13 protein-coding genes and 4 tRNA genes are annotated in these 16,433 nt (G+C 70.3%); 9 read left to right on the top strand and 8 right to left on the bottom strand.

From position 1 onward, the window contains the following. Positions 1-89 precede the first annotated feature (89 nt). Together IE260_RS07640 and IE260_RS07635 are read right to left on the bottom strand one after the other, a co-directional pair. Positions 90-629 (bottom strand): hypothetical protein, encoded by a 540-nt coding sequence (locus tag IE260_RS07640; protein ID WP_189869690.1) that lies wholly within the window; start codon positions 627-629, stop codon positions 90-92. Positions 630-831: 202 nt separating this feature from the next. Further along, positions 832-1,182 carry a metallopeptidase family protein gene (locus IE260_RS07635; protein WP_189869689.1) on the bottom strand — a complete coding sequence of 117 codons (351 nt, stop codon included), beginning with the start codon at positions 1,180-1,182 and terminating at the stop codon, positions 832-834. Positions 1,183-1,266: 84 nt separating this feature from the next. Here IE260_RS07635 and IE260_RS07630 point away from each other — a divergent pair, with 84 nt between their 5' ends. The 7 genes from IE260_RS07630 to IE260_RS07600 all read left to right on the top strand — a co-directional run bounded on the left by IE260_RS07630 (position 1,267) and on the right by IE260_RS07600 (position 8,079). Next, positions 1,267-2,883, top strand: coding sequence for a metallophosphoesterase family protein (locus tag IE260_RS07630; protein ID WP_189869688.1), 1,617 nt, complete (start codon positions 1,267-1,269; stop codon positions 2,881-2,883). Between the two features lie 80 nt (positions 2,884-2,963). Further along, positions 2,964-3,036: transfer RNA gene (locus tag IE260_RS07625), tRNA-Glu, on the top strand. Between the two features lie 49 nt (positions 3,037-3,085). Then, positions 3,086-3,160 (top strand) — tRNA-Asp (locus IE260_RS07620). A gap of 24 nt (positions 3,161-3,184) precedes the next feature. After that, positions 3,185-3,258: transfer RNA gene (locus tag IE260_RS07615), tRNA-Phe, on the top strand. 186 nt (positions 3,259-3,444) lie between these two features. Then, a complete protein-coding gene (gene hrpA, locus IE260_RS07610) occupies positions 3,445-7,398 on the top strand; it encodes an ATP-dependent RNA helicase HrpA (RefSeq protein ID WP_189869687.1) in 3,954 nt (1,317 codons plus the stop codon). Positions 7,399-7,491: 93 nt separating this feature from the next. Continuing rightward, positions 7,492-7,566 (top strand) — tRNA-Asp (locus IE260_RS07605). 321 nt (positions 7,567-7,887) lie between these two features. Then, positions 7,888-8,079: a DUF6274 family protein gene (locus tag IE260_RS07600; protein ID WP_189869686.1), complete on the top strand. Its 192-nt coding sequence runs from the start codon at positions 7,888-7,890 to the stop codon at positions 8,077-8,079. A gap of 481 nt (positions 8,080-8,560) precedes the next feature. Here the strand turns inward: IE260_RS07600 and bldC are convergent, their stop codons facing one another. Together bldC and IE260_RS07590 are read right to left on the bottom strand one after the other, a co-directional pair. Next, a complete protein-coding gene (gene bldC / locus IE260_RS07595) occupies positions 8,561-8,767 on the bottom strand; it encodes a developmental transcriptional regulator BldC (protein ID WP_003949541.1) in 207 nt (68 codons plus the stop codon). Between the two features lie 532 nt (positions 8,768-9,299). Beyond that, positions 9,300-10,151 (bottom strand): DUF8083 family protein, encoded by an 852-nt coding sequence (locus tag IE260_RS07590; protein WP_189869685.1) that lies wholly within the window; start codon positions 10,149-10,151, stop codon positions 9,300-9,302. A gap of 220 nt (positions 10,152-10,371) precedes the next feature. Here IE260_RS07590 and IE260_RS07585 point away from each other — a divergent pair, with 220 nt between their 5' ends. Then, the gene (locus IE260_RS07585; RefSeq protein WP_189869684.1) at positions 10,372-11,466 is read left to right on the top strand and encodes a Leu/Phe/Val dehydrogenase; all 1,095 of its coding nucleotides are present in this window, start codon (positions 10,372-10,374) and stop codon (positions 11,464-11,466) included. Between the two features lie 300 nt (positions 11,467-11,766). Then, entirely contained in the window at positions 11,767-12,015 is a 249-nt protein-coding gene (locus IE260_RS07580; protein WP_188184366.1) for a DUF3073 domain-containing protein, read from the top strand. Between the two features lie 69 nt (positions 12,016-12,084). Here IE260_RS07580 and purM read toward each other — a convergent pair whose 3' ends face one another. From purM to IE260_RS07560, 4 genes are all read right to left on the bottom strand, one after another. Then, positions 12,085-13,152, bottom strand: coding sequence for a phosphoribosylformylglycinamidine cyclo-ligase (purM, locus tag IE260_RS07575; protein WP_189869683.1), 1,068 nt, complete (start codon positions 13,150-13,152; stop codon positions 12,085-12,087). Positions 13,153-13,195: 43 nt separating this feature from the next. Then, positions 13,196-14,722 carry an amidophosphoribosyltransferase gene (gene purF / locus IE260_RS07570; protein WP_189869682.1) on the bottom strand — a complete coding sequence of 509 codons (1,527 nt, stop codon included), beginning with the start codon at positions 14,720-14,722 and terminating at the stop codon, positions 13,196-13,198. Between the two features lie 62 nt (positions 14,723-14,784). Continuing rightward, the gene (locus IE260_RS07565) at positions 14,785-15,567 is read right to left on the bottom strand and encodes an META domain-containing protein (protein ID WP_189869681.1); all 783 of its coding nucleotides are present in this window, start codon (positions 15,565-15,567) and stop codon (positions 14,785-14,787) included. A 64-nt stretch (positions 15,568-15,631) separates the two neighbouring features. Next, the gene (locus IE260_RS07560; RefSeq protein ID WP_189869680.1) at positions 15,632-16,429 is read right to left on the bottom strand and encodes a maleylpyruvate isomerase family mycothiol-dependent enzyme; all 798 of its coding nucleotides are present in this window, start codon (positions 16,427-16,429) and stop codon (positions 15,632-15,634) included. Positions 16,430-16,433 lie beyond the last annotated feature (4 nt).

Genomic DNA, 16,433 nt, shown 5'->3' with positions numbered 1-16,433 from the left:
CAAATGGGATCAAACGATCTACCACCATACGCACCCACCACCCCCAAAGGCAAACCGGATCTCCAAGCCCAGCTCAGCGGCCCCCGGCCCTACACCGGCACACCCGCCTCCGGGGCCGGTTCCCGCTGCGCCAGCTGCGGGCCGGGCGGCTCGTGCGCCGACGAGGACGGCTCCGCCACCGTCGGCTCCGGCGTCGGGGAGGCGGGGGGCTCCTCGGTCGGCGTCGGCTCGGGATCCGCCGTCCGGGTGGGCTCCGGATCCGCCGTCCGGGTGGGAGTCGGCTCGCCGTCCCCGCCCTCCGCCGGGGTGGATCCGGTCGCCTTTCCCGGCGGGACCTGGGACGGCGACTCGTCCCGTTCCTTCTTGCCCTTGCCCCCGCCCTTCCGGTCCCTCTCGCCCTTCTTCCCCTTGCCGTCCCGGCGCTCGCCGTCGGCCACCTCGCCGCGCCCGGCGCCGTCGCCCGACACCGCCGACCCTCCACCGGCCTCCTTGCCGCCCCGCTCCCCGGCGGAGTGCGACGGCTTCGCGTCCCGGCCGGACTCGTCGTCGCCCACGCTCATGCAGCCGGCGGCGGCCGCCACGGCCATGACCGTGGCGGCCAGGCGGACGGGTACGTACAAGGGGCGCACGGGAAGCCACCTCTCCGATCGGGGTCTCCCCTGCCCGGCCGGCCGCGCGCGTCGAGCGCCTCGGCATCCTGGGGAGGGGAGGGAGTCGACGTGCCCAACTCCCGTCACCCACAAGAGGACACGCGCCCCGTTCTCACGGAGCGCCGGCCGCCGCGACACCCGCCGCCCGTGCCTGCGCGCCGTCGCCCGTTCCGCCGGCGCGTCACCCGTACCCGAGGGCGTGCAGGCGGGCGTCGTCGATGCCGAAGTGGTGCGCGATCTCGTGCACCACGGTCACCTCGGTCTCCGCGACCACGTCCTCGCGGGTCTCGCAGAACCGCAGCGTCGGCCCCCGGTAGATGGTGATCCGGTCCGGCAGCACGCCCGCGTACCACTCGCCGCGCTCCGTCAGCGGAGTCCCCTCGTACAGCCCGAGCAGCTCGGGATCGTCCGTCGGCGGTTCGTCCTCGACGAACACCGCGACGTTGTCCATCAGCCGCGTCAGCTCCGGCGGGATCCGGTCGAGCGCCTCGGCGACCAGTTCCTCGAACTCCTCGCGCGTCATCTCCAGCACAGGCCCATTGTCGGGTACGACACAGCCGGACGAGAGCCGTACACCCGCCGCATATCCAGCCGGGGACTTGGGCATACGGGACCAATGGCCCGCGTCCCCGCCGCAGTCCTGCACGCCCTCCACCGAGCCCGGAGCGCTCCCCGCGCCCTCGTCCGCCGCCGACGCACCCGCCCGGCACCCACGGCCGTGGAACTCGGCCGCCGGCCCCGCCCGTGGACCCGCGCCCTCGGTCTCGTGGCCGTCGTCCTGGTCGGGGCCTGGCTGGGGCTGCTGATCGTGGGCAACGTACGGGTCCCGGTCGGGCCGATGAACACCACGATGACCCTGCGTCCGTCCTTCACCGGCGGCACGAAGATCAACATCTCCCCACTGGGCGCCCTCCAGCTCGACAGCCACGTCGCCCCGGTCCGCCTGGACGTCAACGTCGACCAGCTCGACCCGGACCGCGCACAGGCCCTGGTCGATCACCCGGAGCGGCTGTCCGGCCTTCAGGACGAGGTCGCGCGGGACGTCGAGCACGGCACGCTCGACCTCGCCGTCCGCTCCTGCGTCGCCGTCGTCGCCGGTGCCACCGCCCTGGGCCTCGCCGTCTACCGCCGCCCGCGCCGCGCCCTCGCGGCCGGCGGGCTGGCCTTCACCCTTCTGGTCGCCTCCGGGGGAACCGCGTACGCCACCTGGAACCCGGACTCGGTCCTGGAGCCGAGGTTCTCCGGCCTGCTCTCCTCCGCGCCCTCCCTGGTGGGCGACGCGCGCAGCATCGTCACCGAGTTCGACGTCTACCAGAAGGAGCTGGCCCGCCTGGTGACGAACGTGACCAAGCTGTACGACGTCACCTCCACGCTCCCCGCCTACCAGCCGGACCCGACCACGATCCGCGTCCTGCACGTGTCGGACATCCACCTCAACCCCGCGAGCTGGAAGATCATCGCCTCGCTGGTGGAGCAGTACAAGGTGAACGTGATCGTCGACTCCGGCGACACCATGGACCACGGCACGGCCGCCGAGAACGGCTTCCTGGACCCGATCGAGGACCTCGGCGCGCCGTACGTCTGGGTGCGGGGCAACCACGACTCGCTGATCACCCAGCGCTATCTGGGAGGGCTGAAGAACGTGCACGTCCTGGACGACGGCCGGGCCCGCACGGTCGCCGGCCTGCGGTTCGCGGGCATCGGCGACCCTCAGTTCACCCCGGACCGCGCCAGGAAGCCCGGGGCGGAGGCGTCCCAGGAACTGGCCGGCGCCCGCCTCGCCTCGGCCCTGCGCGACCAGCGCGCGGCCGGCACTCCGGTGGACGTCGCCATCGCCCACGAGCCGTCGGCGGCCCGCGAGGTGGACGGCGAGGTGCCGCTGGTGCTGGCCGGGCACGTCCATCACGAGGACATGAAGGTCATGAAGTACGGCACGCGCCTGCGCATCGAGGGCTCCACGGGCGGCAGCGGCCTGCGCGCCGTCGAGGGCAAGTACCCCGACCCGATCCAGGCGTCGATCCTCTACTTCGACCGGGACACCCGCCGGCTGCAGGCCTGGGACCAGATCGAGCTCGGCGGCCTGGGCCTGACGACGGCCGAGGTCAGCCGCCATCTGCCCAGGGAGAACCAGCCGGGCGCGACCCCGTCGCCCACGAGCGGGAGCCCCTCACCGGCGGACGGCACCCCGTCTCCGGGCAGCCCGTCTCCCAGTCCGGCACCGACCACTCCGTAAACCGTTTTGGCGATACCTCCCGCCATCCCATATGCTTCTCACGTCCCCGACGCGCTGAGAAGCGCCCAGGCGGGCCGATAGCCCTCATCGTCTAGCGGCCTAGGACGCCGCCCTTTCAAGGCGGTAGCACGGGTTCGAATCCCGTTGGGGGCACGCAGTACGGTGTGCGACACTTGGTTCGCCGGTTCGCACACATCCACATGGTCCTGTGGAGCAGTTTGGAGTGCTCGCCACCCTGTCAAGGTGGAGGCCGCGGGTTCAAATCCCGTCAGGACCGCTGAGGTTTCACGTGAAACCTCGTGGCTGGGTAGCTCAGTTGGTACGAGCGTCCGCCTGAAAAGCGGAAGGTCGCCGGTTCGACCCCGGCCCCAGCCACAACAACCCCCGTCGAGATCATCGGCGGGGGTTCTGTGTTGCCGGGCCGCCCGCGCCCCGGGTGCTCGCGAGCTCGGGCAGATGGACCGGCGATCGCGTCGGCGGGCACGCGTCCGGGTCACTTCGCGGCCACCGGGCACAAATCGTTCGCCACGAATTTCGCGGGGATGAGATCCTGGGTCCCGTATGTCTACGCACCCCGCCCCCGCCCTCGGCACCCTCGCCCCCCGGCTGACCGAGCTGTCCCTGCGCGACGCGCACCGGCTCGGGCGCCGGCTCGAAGGTGCGCGCAAGATCCGCAAGCCGGAGGCCCGTGCCGCCGTCCTCGCCGAGATCGAGGCGGAGGTCGCCAAGGCCGAGCAGCGCCTCGACGCGCGCCGGGCCCGTGTGCCCGCCGTCACCTACCCCGAGCAGCTGCCCGTCAGCCAGAAGAAGGACGCGATCGCGGAGGCCATCCGTGATCACCAGGTCGTCATCGTCGCCGGTGAGACGGGCTCCGGAAAGACCACCCAGATCCCGAAGATCTGCGTCGAGCTCGGCCGTGGCGTCCGCGGCATGATCGGGCACACGCAGCCACGGAGGATCGCCGCCCGCACCGTCGCCGAGCGCGTGGCGGAGGAGCTGAACACCCCGCTCGGCGAGACCGTCGGCTGGAAGGTGCGCTTCACCGACCAGGTCGACCCGGACGCCACGTTCATCAAGCTGATGACCGACGGCATCCTGCTCGCCGAGATCCAGACCGACCGCGAGCTGCGCGCCTACGACACGATCATCATCGACGAGGCGCACGAACGGTCCCTCAACATCGACTTCCTGCTGGGCTACCTCGCCCAGCTGCTGCCGAAGCGTCCGGACCTCAAGGTCGTCATTACCTCGGCGACCATCGACCCCGAGCGCTTCTCCCGGCACTTCGGCGACGCCCCGATCATCGAGGTCAGCGGGCGCACGTACCCCGTCGAGGTCCGCTACCGCCCGCTCCTCGAAGAGGACGGCGACGACGCCGACCGGGACCAGATCACCGCGATCACGGATGCCGTCGAGGAGCTGATGGGCGAGGGCAAGGGCGACATCCTCGTCTTCCTCTCCGGTGAGCGGGAGATCCGCGACACGGCAGACGCACTGGAGAAGAAGAAGTACCGGTTCACGGAGATCCTTCCCCTCTACGCCCGGCTGTCCCACGCGGAACAGCACCGCGTCTTCCAGCAGCACACCGGCCGCAGGATCGTTCTGGCGACCAACGTCGCCGAGACCTCCCTGACCGTCCCGGGCATCAAGTACGTCATCGACCCCGGCTTCGCCCGGATCTCCCGGTACAGCCACCGCACCAAGGTCCAGCGCCTGCCGATCGAGCCGATCTCCCAGGCCAGCGCCAACCAGCGCAAGGGCCGCTGCGGACGTACATCGGACGGCATCTGCATCCGGCTGTACTCCGAGGACGACTTCAACGCCCGGCCGGAGTTCACCGACGCCGAGATCCTGCGGACGAACCTCGCCTCCGTCATCCTGCAGATGACCGCGGCCGGCCTCGGCGACATCGAGAAGTTCCCGTTCATCGACCCGCCGGACCACCGCAACATCCGCGACGGCGTCCAGCTCCTCCAGGAGCTCGGCGCCCTCGACCCCGCCCAGAAGGACCCCCGCAAGCGGCTCACGGAGACGGGCCGGAAGCTCGCCCAGCTCCCGGTCGACCCCCGCCTGGCCCGCATGGTCCTGGAGGCCGACAGGAACGGCTGCGTCCGCGAGGTCATGGTGATAGCCGCCGCGCTGTCCATCCAGGACCCGCGCGAACGCCCGTCGGAGAAGCAGGCCCAGGCGGACCAGCAGCACGCCCGCTTCAAGGACGAGACCAGCGACTTCCTCGCCTACCTCAACCTCTGGCGGTACGTCCGCGAGCAGCAGAAGGAACGCGGTTCGTCGTCCTTCCGCCGCATGTGCAAGCAGGAGTACCTCAACTTCCTGCGCATCCGCGAATGGCAGGACATCTACCTCCAGCTCCGCACGGTCGCGAAGCAGATGGGAATCCACCTCAACGACCAGGACGCCCCCGGCGACCGCATCCACATCTCGCTCCTGGCCGGCCTGCTGTCCCACGTGGGCATGAAGGACGTCAAGGAGGGCGCGAAGAACGAGTACCTGGGTGCCCGCAACGCCAAGTTCGCGATCTTCCCCGGCTCCGCGCTCTTCAAGAAGCCCCCGCGCTTCGTGATGTCCGCAGAACTCGTCGAGACCTCCCGCCTCTGGGCACGCGTCAACGCGAAGATCGAGCCCGAATGGGTCGAGCCGCTCGCGGGGCACCTCCTCAAGCGCACCTACAGCGAACCGCACTGGGAGAAGGACCAGGCGGCCGTGATGGCGTACGAGAAGGTCACGCTGTACGGCGTACCGATCGTCGCCCAGCGCAAGGTCAACTACGGTCGGATCGATCCGGAGACCAGCCGTGACCTGTTCATCCGCAACGCCCTCGTCGAGGGCGACTGGCGCACGCACCACAAGTTCTTCGCGGACAACCGCCGGCTCCTGACCGAGGTCGAGGAGCTGGAGCACCGCGCGCGGCGCCGGGACATCCTCGTCGACGACGAGACGCTCTTCGACTTCTACGACCAGCGGGTCCCCGAACACGTCGTCTCGGGCGCCCATTTCGACTCGTGGTGGAAGCGCAAGCGCCACGAGCAGCCCGACTTCCTCGACTTCGAGCGCGAGATGCTCATCAACGAGAAGGCGGGCGCGGTCACCAAGGACGACTATCCCGACTCCTGGCGCCAGGGACGGCTGAAGTTCCGTGTCACGTACCAGTTCGAGCCGGGTGCGGACGCGGACGGCGTCACCGTCCACATCCCGCTGCAGGTGCTCAACCAGGTCACGGACGAGGGCTTCGACTGGCAGATCCCGGGTCTGAGGGAGGAGGTCGTCACGGAGCTGATCCGCTCCCTGCCCAAGCCGATCCGCCGCAACTACGTCCCCGCCCCGAACTACGCGAAGGCGTTCCTGGACCGGGCCGTCCCGCTCCAGGAGCCGCTGACGGTCACCATGGCGCGGGAGCTGAAGCGCATGGTGGGGGTGCCGTTCGAGGCCGAGGACTTCGACTGGTCCAAGGTCCCCGACCATCTGAAGATCACCTTCCGGATCATCGACGAGCGGCGCCGCAAGCTGGCCGAGGACAAGGACCTGGAGGCCCTGAAGCTCAAGCTCAAGCCGAAGGCGCGCAAGGCCCTCTCCCAGGCCGCCGCGGCCACCGCCGAGCGCAGCGGCGGCGAGTCCCTGGAGCGCACCGGCCTGACCGACTGGACGATCGGCACGCTCACCCGCGTCTTCGAGACCCGCCGGGCCGGCCAGCCGGTGAAGGCGTACCCGGCACTGGTCGACGACGGGCCGGCGAAGAACACGGTCTCGGTGCGCCTCTTCGACACCGAGGCCGAGCAGGCGGAGGCGATGTGGAAGGGCACGCGCCGGCTGATCCTGCGCAACATCCCGGTCAATCCCGCGAAGTTCGCGTCCGAAAAGCTGTCCAACCAGCAGAAGCTCGGCCTGTCCGCGAACCCGCACGGTTCCGTGCAGGCCCTCTTCGACGACTGCGCGATGGCGGCGGCGGACAAGCTGATCGCGGACTTCGGCGGCCCGGCGTGGGACGAGGAGTCGTACCGGAAGCTGTACGACAAGGTGCGCGCCGAGATCGTCGACACGACGGTCCGCACGGTGGGCCAGGTGCAGCAGGTGCTGGCCGCCTGGCAGGCGTGTGAGCGCCGTCTGAAGGCCGTCCGCAGCCCCGCGCTGCTCCCGAACCTCCAGGACGTACGGGCGCAGCTGGACGGCCTGGTGAAGCCCGGCTTCGTGACGGCGGCGGGCATCAAGCGGCTGCCCGACCTGATGCGCTATCTGGTCGCCGCGGACCGCCGCCTGCAGCAGATGCCGACCAACGTCCAGCGGGACACGACCCGGATGGAGAAGGTCCACGAGATGCGGGACGAGTACGCGTGGCTGCTGGAGCAGATGCCGCAGGGCCGGCCGGTGCCCCAGCAGGTCCTGGACGTCCGCTGGATGATCGAGGAGCTGCGGGTCAGCTACTTCGCCCACGCGCTGGGCACGGCGTACCCCGTGTCGGACAAGCGGATCGTGAAGGCGATCGACGCGCTGGCGCCGTGACGGTTCCTGTACGGAGGGTGAGTTCGACCCGGGGCCCGCCCTCCTGTACAGTCTCTTCTCGCAGCGCACCGCACGGAAAGCGCCGCAAAACCTGGTCCTGTGGAGCAGTTTGGAGTGCTCGCCACCCTGTCAAGGTGGAGGCCGCGGGTTCAAATCCCGTCAGGACCGCATCATGAAGGGCCCGCAGCGATGTTCGCAGCGGGCCCTTCAGCGTTGTGTCACCTCCGCCGCGACGAGGCGGAGGCCCCACCCGCGGCGCAGCCGCCATCGGGCACGGCACATCCCGTCAGGGCCGCACGTGAAGGGCTCTTTCGCCGGCGAGGCGAAGGGGCCCTTCCTCGCGTCCCGCGGCCTCGGGGCCCGGCGGCCGGCACCCTCGCGTTCCCCCCTCGAAGCCGTCAGCGCGCTTCTCGCGGTCTTGACGGCGTCACATTCGCTCGGTACTCCGGAAGCAGGGCCCGCTCCCCCTGCGGCCTCAGGAGGTGGCGTATGGCGGCATCGGTCAGGCACGAGACGCGGGCCCTGCTCCGCGCGCATCTGTCGGCCGCGTCGTCGTACCGCCACGTGACGCGTCACTGTCCGATCTGCCACCGCCTGCTGCGGCTCGCGCTGGACTCCGCCCCGCCGGCCCCCGAGGACTGCCAGGAGGTCACCGAGGACGAGAGCCCGTCCCCCGCGTGACCACCGGCGGCCCCAACACCCGTACAGGCGTGGGGTGCTGGAATCTCCACCTCCACTAGCGCACATATGCCAGAGCCAACAAGCACCAGGGCATGTGACGGGTGTCACCGCATGAGTTTTTGAAACCGTGGCACTTACCCCTCCCCTACAACAGGTCAATTTAATATGTGCAATTGCACCTGCCGGGAGGGTGTCGTCACGCCTTCCCCACGGCCGCCCCACAGCGGATCCGACAGCCCTCCCCAGACTCCGACAAGGCCGCTCACAGAGCCGCCCGACCGGCCGCCATCAGGCACAAAAAAGATCGCGCTGGACCCGGCGGAGTCCAGCGCGATCGACGACGCACCCTGTCGGTTGCCCGACGTGTTCGAACGGCTTGGGCGTGGGACCTGTTGGGGCAGGGCCCGCGTCGCTTGGAGCTGTGGTTCCAGACGTCTCGGCAGGTTGGGGGACCTGCCGTTCTGCCCGGTTATGCGGTTGTTCAGGCCTCGCTGCGCTGCTGCGGAATGCCCGCGAGCAGAGCGCGGACCTCGGCCTCGCGGTAGCGGCGGTGCCCGCCGAGCGTACGGATCGACGTGAGCTTGCCGGCCTTCGCCCAGCGCGTGACCGTCTTGGGGTCGACGCGGAACATGGTGGCGACCTCAGCCGGGGTCAGCAGCGGCTCGGCATCAGGGGTGCGAGCGGTCATGAGCGGCCTCCTCGGGAGAACCGAACCTTCTCGGTTCTTTCCTCTAAATTCTGCACCTTGACCCGCGTTGCCCGAAATGGCGGACGCGAGTCGAGTCGGTTATAGGACGAACGGCTTGTCCTCGGCACTACAACTACACCATCTGTCCAGCCGCGTCGGCCAAACCGATGGAATTGCCCTCCCAGGTGTTCATCAGCGACGGAAGCCGATGGACCATGCCATAGCGGACAGTCACGCCACTGTGACGATCAGTCACAGAGCGATCAGGAGTCACCAGACCCCCCAAAGCGTGCAATGCTGAGATTCCGCCCACAGTGCACCACAGCAGGACGGAAGGAGCCCTCCCCGGACTCCTTGTCCTATTTTGGCATGAGGAGGGGGAAGGGACGCAAGAGTGGAGTACGTGCGGTCCGTCACGCTTGACACATACGCCCGGATCGGGACTTACGTCCTCTGTTGACGAAGTGTCAGCGCACACCGGGCGAGTCCCGGAGCGAGAGACGAAACCCCAAAACGGGCGTCGCGTCAAACGTCAGTTCGCCGACCGGCGGTCCCGCACCGAGCGCCACCGCTCGACGAGCCGCCCGTAGGCCGCCCCGGCCGACTCCCCGTCGCCCTGGCGCAGCGCCTCGATCCCCTCGGCGACGTCCGCCGCGGAGTGGTCGTCCTCCAGTTCGCCGGCCGGCAGGGCGTGCACCAGCCCGCCGTAGTCCAGCTCCACCAGCGACCGGGGGTGGAACTCCTCCAGCCAGCGCCCCACGTCCACCAGGCCGTCGATCAGCGGCCCCTCGTCCATGGCCTCCTTCAGGGCCCGCAGGCCCCGGGCCACCCGGCGCCGGGCCTGGACCATCGGCGTCCGGTAGCGCAGTACCGGCGCCCCCGTCCCGGCGCCGTCGCCGCCCTTGTCGTACTCCCGCTCCTCGTCGGAGACGAGGACGAACCAGTTGATCGGCACCTGCCAGGTGGCCGTGCGGATCCACGGACGGGCGTCGGGGTTGCGCTCCAGCCAGCGTTCGTAGTCCTGCGCGGACTGGCGCCGGACCACCGGGGGCAGCAGCGCGTCCAGGACCGGTTCCGGGAAGTCCTCGGCCAGCTCCCCGAGGGCCTGCCAGCCGCGCAGCCGGGTGCGCCACGGGCACACGCACACCACGCCGTCCACCTCCGTCACGAAGGCGTCGCCGCTCTCGTGCACGGGGACCGGGACGGGCGGGGTGGGCAGCAGGTCGGCCAGGGAGCGGCGGAGTTCGTCCTGGTACGACGGCAGGTCGGTGCGGCGCGCGTAGCGCGTCCAGTGGCTCCGCTCCGGCTCCGGGAAGGCGGCCAGCGGCTCGTACACGCGCAGGTACGCCGCGTAGGGGACGATCACCGAGGACACCTTGGGCACGCCTGCTCCCTCCCCCGCGCACCGCCGCGAAAACCTGCGCGGCCCGTTCTCGAACGCGCGGGAATCTCAGCAAATCGTCGCACGGCCGTACTCCGTGCGGAGGTGATCCTCGGCACTGTGCGGCGCTCGGGCGGCACCAGGCTCTAATCTCATGCCACGGCTCCCGCCACCCACACGGGAGCCCCCACCACCCGCCGCTACTTACTCAGGAGTCACCACCGTGACCGATGTAACCGGCGCGCCTGCTGATGTACTGCACACCCTGTTCCACTCGGATCAGGGGGGTCATGAGCAAGTCGTGCTCTGCCAGGACCGTGCCAGCGGTCTGAAGGCCGTCATCGCCATCCACTCCACCGCGCTGGGCCCCGCGCTCGGCGGGACGCGCTTCTACCCGTACGCGAACGAGGCGGAGGCCGTGGCCGACGCGCTGAACCTCGCCCGCGGAATGTCGTACAAGAACGCCATGGCCGGCCTCGAGCACGGCGGCGGCAAGGCTGTGATCATCGGCGACCCGGAGCAGATCAAGACCGAGGAGCTGCTGCTCGCCTACGGCCGGTTCGTCGCCTCGCTCGGCGGCCGGTACGTCACCGCCTGCGACGTCGGCACGTACGTCGCCGACATGGACGTCGTGGCGCGCGAGTGCCGCTGGACGACCGGGCGCTCCCCCGAGAACGGCGGCGCCGGCGACTCCTCCGTCCTCACCGCCTACGGCGTCTACCAGGGCATGCGGGCCTCCGCCCAGCACCTGTGGGGCGACCCGACGCTGCGGGCCCGCCGCGTCGGCGTCGCCGGTGTCGGCAAGGTCGGCCACCACCTGGTGGACCACCTGGTGGCGGAGGGCGCCGAGGTCTTCGTCACCGACGTGCGCGAGGACGCCGTACGGCGCATCACCGAGCGCCACCCGAACGTCCTGGCGGTCCGGGACACCGACGAGCTGATCCGCGTCGACGGGCTGGACGTCTACGCGCCGTGCGCGCTCGGCGGCGCGCTGGACGACGACACCGTGCCGGTGCTGACCGCCAAGGTGGTCTGCGGGGCGGCCAACAACCAGCTCGCCCACCCCGGCGTCGAGAAGGACCTCGCCGACCGCGGGATCCTCTACGCCCCGGACTACGTGGTGAACGCCGGCGGCGTCATCCAGGTCGCCGACGAGCTGCACGGCTTCGACTTCGAGCGGTGCAAGGCGAAGGCGTCGAAGATCTACGACACCACGCTCGCCATATTCGCACGTGCGAAGGAGGACGGTATTCCGCCGGCCGCCGCGGCCGACCGGATCGCCGAGCAGCGGATGGCGGACGCGCGCGCGAGGCGGTGATCCGGGACCCGTTCTCGAATGTTTGACCGGTACCCGCCGGTGGGCAGTTAGAGAGAACTCTCACTTCCACCGGCGGGTCGACCGTCGAAAGGTGGTTAAAATCGCCGTTGACCAGCGAGGACGGGGCGCCTCGAAGGTCCTGGGCGTGGCCACGTCCTGCGGGCGACGTACCGTATGGGCGTGGGCTCAGGTACCGTGGAAGCCCTACGGACCGGTCTCTCCACGGAGAGCCCGTTCCGGACCATGAACGCGTGTCAAGACTCTGGGGCCGTCGAGCCCCGTCGTTGAGGGGGTCGAGCCATGGGGCGCGGCCGGGCCAAGGCCAAGCAGACGAAGGTCGCCCGCCAGCTGAAGTACAACAGCGGTGGGACGGACCTCTCACGCCTGGCCGAGGAGCTGGGCGCATCGACGTCGAATCCGTCGCCTAACGGCGACCGTTTCGAGGACGATGAGCAGGACGACGACCTGTACGCAAAGTACGCCGACCTCTACGAGGACGACGACGAGGACGAGGACGACCAGTCCTCGCAGCAGCGTCGCGGCGCTTGACCTTGCACTGATCACTTGCCCGGTCGGTGACTCACGTCACCGACCGGGTCTTGTGCTACCCGCTTCGTCTCAGCCGGCGTAGTCGCCGACGAGGGCGGCGCCGGTCTCGTGGTCGCCGCGGTCGGTGATCTCGCCGGCCACCCAGGCGTCCACGCCGCGGTCGGCCAGGGTCGCCAGGGCCACGTCCGTCGACTCCTCGGGCAGGATCGCGATCATGCCGACGCCCATGTTGAGGGTCTTCTCCAGCTCCAGGCGCTCGACCTGCCCGGTCCTTCCGACGAGGTCGAAGATCGGGGCGGGCGTCCAGGTGGAGCGGTCCACGACCGCGTGCAGCCCGTCGGGGATCACGCGGGCGAGGTTGGCGGCGAGCCCGCCGCCGGTGACGTGGCTGAAGGCGTGGACCTCGGTGGTGCGGGTGAGGGCCAGGCAGTCCAGCGAGTAGATCTTCGTCGGCTCCAGCAGCTCCTCGCCGAGGGTGCGGCCGAGGTCGTCGATGTGCGCGTCCAGGGCGAGACCGCCCTCGTTCAGCAGCACGTGGCGGACGAGCGAGTACCCGTTCGAGTGAAGGCCGGAGGCGGCCATGGCGACGACCGCGTCACCCTTGCGGATGCGATCCGCGCCGAGCAGCCGGTCGGCCTCCACGACGCCCGTACCGGCCCCGGCGACGTCGAAGTCGTCCTCGCCGAGCAGGCCCGGGTGCTCGGCCGTCTCACCGCCCACCAGGGCGCAGCCGGCCAGTACACAGCCCTCGGCGATGCCCTTGACGATCGCGGCGACGCGCTCGGGGTGGACCTTGCCGACGCAGATGTAGTCGGTCATGAACAGCGGCTCGGCGCCGCACACCACGATGTCGTCCATGACCATGGCGACCAGGTCGTGGCCGATGGTGTCGTAGACGCCGAGCCGGCGGGCGATGTCGACCTTGGTGCCGACGCCGTCCGTGGCGGAGGCGAGCAGGGGACGCTCGTAGTTCTTCAGGGCGGAGGCGTCGAAGAGACCGGCGAAGCCGCCGAGGCCGCCGAGGACCTCGGGGCGCTGGGTCTTCTTCACCCACTCCTTCATCAGTTCGACGGCGCGGTCGCCCGCCTCGATGTCGACGCCCGCGGCTGCGTAGCTGGCACCAGTTGTGTCAGGCATGACGATGAGAACCTTTGTGTCGTACGGCAGGTATTGCGGACGGCTACGGGCGACGGATGGCGTCGGCGGCGGCCGTGGAGGCGGGCCCGGCGGCCAGCTCGGTCTCCAGGAGCTGCTTGCCGAGCAGCTCGGGGTCGGGGAGCTCCATCGGGTACTCGCCGTCGAAGCAGGCGCGGCACAGGTTCGGCTTGGCGATGGTGGTCGCCTCGATCATGCCGTCGATGGAGATGTACGCCAGGGAGTCGGCGCCGAGGGACGTGCCGATCTCGTCGATGCTCATGCCGTTGGCGATGAGCTCGGCGCGGGTGGCGAAGTCGATGCCGAAGAAGCAGGGCCACTTCACGGGCGGGGACGAGATCCGGATGTGGACCTCGGCGGCGCCGGCCTCGCGGAGCATGCGGACCAGGGCCCGCTGGGTGTTGCCGCGGACGATGGAGTCGTCCACGACGACCAGCCGCTTGCCCTTGATGACTTCCTTCAGGGGGTTCAGCTTCAGGCGGATGCCGAGCTGGCGGATGGTCTGCGAGGGCTGGATGAAGGTGCGGCCGACGTAGGCGTTCTTCACCAGGCCGTTGCCGAAGGGGATGCCGCTGGCCTCGGCGTAACCGATGGCGGCCGGGGTGCCGGATTCCGGGGTCGCTATGACCAGGTCGGCCTCGGCGGGGGCCTCCTTGGCGAGCCGGCGGCCCATCTCGACCCGGGAGAGGTAGACGTTGCGGCCGGCGATGTCGGTGTCCGGGCGGGCCAGGTACACGTACTCGAAGACACAGCCCTTGGGCTTCGCTTCAGCGAATCGCGAAGTACGCAGGCCGTTCTCGTCGATGGCGACGAACTCGCCCGGCTCGATCTCGCGGACGAAGCTGGCGCCGCAGATGTCCAGCGCGGCGGACTCGGAGGCGACGACCCAGCCGCGCTCCAGCCGGCCGAGCACCAGCGGGCGGATGCCCTGCGGGTCACGGGCGGCGTACAGGGTGTGCTCGTCCATGAAGACGAGGGAGAAGGCGCCGCGCACCTGGGGCAGCACCTTGCCGGCCGCCTCCTCGATGGTCAGCGGCTTGCCGTCGTCGTCGACCTGCCCGGCGAGCAGGGCCGTGACGAGGTCGGTGTCGTTGGTCGCCGCGACGCGGGTGGAGCGGCCGTCCTGCTTGGGCAGGTCGGCGACCATCTCCGCGAGCTGGGCGGTGTTGACGAGGTTGCCGTTGTGGCCGAGCGCGATGGAACCCTGCGCGGTCGCACGGAACGTCGGCTGGGCGTTCTCCCACACGGAGGCACCGGTGGTCGAGTAGCGGGCGTGTCCGACCGCGATGTGACCCTGGAGCGAACCGAGCGAGGTTTCGTCGAAGACCTGGGAGACCAGGCCCATGTCCTTGAAGACGAGGATCTGGGAGCCGTTGCTGACCGCGATTCCCGCGGATTCCTGACCCCGATGCTGGAGGGCGTAGAGCCCGAAGTACGTGAGCTTTGCGACCTCTTCGCCCGGAGCCCAGACACCGAAGACGCCGCAAGCGTCCTGGGGGCCCTTCTCGCCGGGAAGCAGATCGTGATTGAGTCGACCGTCACCACGTGGCACGCCTCCGAGTGTAGGCGAGGTCGACCACTGGTCCGAATTGGGTACAGCGGGTCACGTGGGGATCACCGGTTGGCGACGGCTCGGACCACGGTGCCGTTTGCGCTGGTCAGCGTGAGGGTTCGCTGATCGATTCGATAGTCGGTCCGGCCCTCGAAGAGACGCAGCAGCCGCTTCTCCGTGTCCATGAGTGAGTCTTCGCACATCATTCGGGTGGTGGCCGGAGCGCCGAGGGTGATATGGCCGTCGCGGACCGTGGCCTCGGCGGTGACGTGGTTGCAGCCGAGGCGGCCGGAGACTGTGCCCTTGTCCCGGTCGAAGGTGAGGTGCGCGCGGCCTGCCGTGTCGGGGGCCGTGACGGTCCACTTCGTGCCGTACAGGTCCGTGTCCCGCTGCCTGCTGAGCCGGACGGTGTCGCCGTCGGCGGCGGTGAGCGTCAGACGGTCTCCCTTGCCCTGCGTGGTCAGGGTGCCGTCGGTGAGGGTGCGGGCGAGGTTCTCCTCGAAGTCCACGGGCACCTTCTCGCAGGCCATCTCGGTCGCCGCGGTGTCGCTGAGCCGGATGCGGTCGCCGTCGACGTCGGCCCGGGCGCTGAAGCCGTTGCAGCCGAAGCTGCCCTCGGCCCGGCCTCCGTCGATGCGGACGTGCGCGCCCTCCGGCGCCCGGTGGGTCGTGCCGTCGACGGTGACGCTGTCGACGCTCCAGTGGACACCGGTGACGCTCGTCCCGGCCGCGCCGACGGAGCCGCTGCTTCCGTCCGCCCTCTCGTTGCCGCAGGCCGCCGCGAGCGGCACGAGCGCGGCGACGGCCGCCACGGTCAGGGTCATGCGCTGCTTCTGCCTGTACATGCCGATTCGACGGGCCCGGGGAAGGATCGGTTCCCCTCGGCGGGCTCCGGTTGCGCGCCCCGTCTCAGGACATCAGCGGCAGCAGTCCCCCGAGGTCGGCCCGCTCCCCGCTCGCGCTGACCGCGGCCTCGCCGAGCGCGTCCTTCCATCCGATCCGCCCGGCCGCCAGCCGCACCCAGGTCAGCGGGTCGGTCTCGACGACGTTGGGCGGGGTGCCGCGGGTGTGCCGGGGCCCCTCGACGCACTGCACGACGGCGTACGGCGGGATCCGCACCTCCGTGGTACCGCCGGGCGCCTTCGCGGCGAGCGCGTCGGCGAGCAGCCGGGTGGCGGCGGCCAGGGCCTGCCGGTCGACGGGCACGTCGAGGCCGGGAACGGCGGCGTTGAGGTCGTCGGTGTGGACGACGAGTTCGACGGTGCGGGTGACCAGGTAGTCGTCCAGGGGCAGGGCGCCGGCGTTGGTCTCCAGCAGCCGGCCGCCGGGGTGCTCGGCGAGCAGGGCGCGCAGGCTCTGGTCGATGTCGGCGAGGTAGGCGTCGAGGTCGGGGTGGTCGGCGGCGAGCCCGCGGGTGAAGTCGGCGATCGCTGCCGCGTTGCCGGCGGTGGCGAACGGCCACTCGACCAGCTGTGCGTCCTGCTTCGGCGGGGCCGGGCGGTCCAGGGCGCGGTGCACTGCGGTGAGCGCCATGCCGATGTGCGCGACCAGTTCCCGTACCGTCCAGTCGCCCAGGCGGGTCGGCAGCGCGAGCTGCTCGGGGGTGAGCGTGCGGACGGCGGCCCGTACGTGGCCGAACTGTGCGAGGACGGCGGTGCGGGTACGGGCGGGGTCGTAGCTGCGGGTGCGCTTCTTGGCCGGGGACATGGGG

This window comes from Streptomyces viridiviolaceus (assembly GCF_014650995.1).
Classification (GTDB): Bacteria; Actinomycetota; Actinomycetes; order Streptomycetales; family Streptomycetaceae; genus Streptomyces; species Streptomyces viridiviolaceus.
The sequence above is the reverse complement of the archived record's forward strand: the minus strand, read 5'-3'. Positions and strand labels throughout refer to the sequence as shown.